This is a genomic window from Halomonas sp. AOP25-F1-15, from assembly GCF_052378675.1.
GTDB classification, from domain to species: Bacteria; Pseudomonadota; Gammaproteobacteria; order Pseudomonadales; family Halomonadaceae; genus Vreelandella; species Vreelandella casei.
On the sequence record NZ_JBQSXV010000017.1, the window covers coordinates 1 to 3,076 of the forward strand.

The 3,076-nt window shown below is 55.9% G+C and carries 1 protein-coding gene; it reads right to left on the reverse strand.

Going from position 1 to position 3,076, the window contains the following annotated elements:
* Positions 1–3,076, reverse strand: a 3,076-nt coding sequence (locus ACT3TF_RS17140) for a non-ribosomal peptide synthetase (protein ID WP_444672637.1), incomplete at both ends; no start/stop codon positions are given.

Consider the following 3,076-nt stretch of genomic DNA (forward strand, 5'->3'; position numbering starts at 1 on the left):
ACAACCAGCGGTTTTGCTCAGCATCGTATGCTGCCACTGCTCGTAGCATGGGCGCTCGGCGCACATCAATGCGGTGATGTTCAGGATCCACCTGGGTGTATAACCATTCGGCGACACGATCAGCTTCCTCATAAGGAACCGACGGCCATTCGACTTCCATTACGGCATGCTTGTATACCACCTGTACCGGCTCACGGAGCCCTTCCCAGAGCACCGCAGTACGAAGAATATCGTGACGGGCAACGAGCTGGTTAAAACCAGCAATAAACCTATCCAACCGCTCCCGACTATCGAAACCAAGTAGGCAGGGAAGTACATAAGTATCTCCCCGGTGCCGCAGCCGGTGATGGAAAAGGATGCCCTCTTGCAGCGGTGCTAATGGGTAGATGTCCTGGATGTTGGCAGCACCGCCGGACACTGCCGCTTCGATCACACTGATCTCTTCGGCATTGAGCTCGATTAGTGTCAGCATGTCCGGCTGGAGAACCTGGCAATCGTGGGGGATCAGATTGGGCGGGATGGTGATCTCATATTGCTCGGGCGCTTGCGTCAACGCTTGAGCAAAAGCCACCAGCTCCGGGTACTGGAACAGGGTACGCACCTGCGCTGTCAGCCCCTGGTGCCGCATTTTCTCAAGCACTTTCAGAGCTAGCAGCGAATGCCCACCCAACTCGAAGAAATTATCGTGACGACCGACACACTCTACGCTCAACACTTCAGACCAGATCTCAGCCAAGGCTTCTTCCACTCCACCCTGAGGCGGCTCGTACTTCGAGCTACTGGCTAACTCCGGCTCAGGTAGCGCCTTACGATCCACCTTGCCGTTGGCATTCAATGGCAGTGTATCGAGCGTGACCACAGTTCCCGGCACCATATAATCCGGTAGTTTTTGACCCAGCGCTTCACGTAGTGAACTGGTGTCGAGTTCACTACCAGCCTGGGGAACCACATAAGCGACTAACCTAGCGCCACCGGGGCCTTCTTGTGCAACCACCACCGCCTCACGCACTTCCGGCTGAGATAGCAGCTGGGCTTCAATCTCCCCCAACTCGATACGGAAGCCGCGTATTTTCACCTGATGATCGAGGCGACCCAGGTACTCGAGCTGGCCGTCCTCCCGCCAGCGCACCAGATCGCCGGTACGGTAGAGGCGTTCACCTTGCACAAATGGATCCGCGATAAAACGTTCTGCGGTCAGATTAGAGCGGTGCAGATAGCCACGCGCCAACCCAATGCCGCCGAGATAGAGTTCCCCCGCGACGCCAAGCGGCGCCAAGCTGAGATCGCCATCCAGTACATAGGTGCGGATACCAGCAATCGGTTGGCCGATAGCGACTTGGTTGCGCCCATCGTCCTGGCACGTCCAGTGGGTAACATCAATAGCCGCTTCTGTGGGACCATAGAGGTTGTAGAGCCACGTGTGGGGCAGCCGAGTAAATACTTGGTTCTGCAGCTCCGCCGGCAGTGCCTCGCCGCTACACATCAGGCGCGTCAGACTAGTGCAAGCTTCTATCTCGCCATGAGCCAGGAAGGCCTGCAGCATCGAAGGCACGAAGTGCAGCGTGGTGATATTGTGAGTACGTATCAATTCGACCAGCTGTGCCGGTTCACGATGAGCACCTGGTGGCGCCACCACCAGCTGCCCCCCCTGCATCAGCGGCCAGAAGAACTCCCATACCGAGACGTCGAAGCTAAATGGGGTCTTCTGTAACACCACATCGTCAGTTGTCAGATGGTAGGCATCCTGCATCCACTGCAGGCGATTGTTCAGCGCCTGGTGGCGATTGGCCGCGCCCTTGGGTCGCCCGGTGGAGCCAGAGGTGTAGATCACATAAGCAATATTTTCGCCATGCAGCGCTACTTCAGGATTGGTTGAAGCATGCTGCGCCACATCCAACTGATCCAGTTCAATGACATTCAGGCGTTCATCTACTGATAACGACTCGCGAAGATGCTGCTGGGTAAATAGCAGCTTAAGGCCGCTGTCTTCGATCATATAGGCCAGCCGCTCGACAGGGTAATCCGGGTCCAGTGGTACATAGGCGCCCCCCGCCTTAAGAATGGCCAGTAGCCCCACCACCATCTCGATAGAACGCTCAACAGCGATACCTACTTGAGTTTCAGGTTTTACGCCTAACCCGATCAGATAGTGCGCGAGACGATTGGCACTGGCATTAAGTTCGGCGTAGCTGAGTGACTGCTCTTCAAATACTAGCGCCGTGGCCGCTGGGGTTGCCGAAGCCTGCCGCTCGATCAGATGATGAATTGGAGAAGAATCAGAATACTGCTGCGTATTCTTTCCCCACTCGCTCAACAACTGCTGCTCATCCGCTCTGAGCAGGCTGATCTCATTTAATAGTTGTTGAGGCGTCACTTGCAGATTTTCTACAACCTCCACAATAGCCGTATTCAAATAGTCACACAGCCGCTGTGCGCCAATCGAGCAGCTCACTTGGCCTACCAATTGGAAGCCGTTACCTAGATCGTCCACTGACATCGTGATCGGATAGTTAGTACGCTCCTGACTATCCAGCAAAATCATGCCCGGACTAGCCTGAATGTCTTCATCCTGTGGAGGGCTATAGCGGTAGTTAAATAGCGTTGTGAACAGCGGTGTTCCTCCAGGCAGACCGCTGCAGTGTTGCGCTAGGGCGAGGCTCGCATGCTCGTGGTGCAGTAGCGCAGACAGGGCCTCGTGGGTGCGGCGAAGACAGTTATCGATGCCTTGTGAATCCATCCTAATACGTATTGGTAATGTATTGATAAACATCCCTAACGCCCGTTCGGCACCTTCGGCGCCTTGCATGCGCCCGAACAACAAGGTGCCAAACACCACATCGTCCCGTCCGGTGGTCTTACTCAGCACCAACGCCCAGGCCAGATGAAATAGGCTAGCCGTGCTCACACCATAGCGCTGAGCCTGTTTCCGCACCTGCTGGGCCACCTCCGTGTCCAAAGGAACTCGCACTTCCTCTATCTCGCTGCCATCGCCGCGGATGTCTAGTAGTCCGAAGGGCGCGGTCGGTTCTTCAATATCGCCCAACTGCTCGCTGAAGAAGGCTGCGTGCTCCTCCAA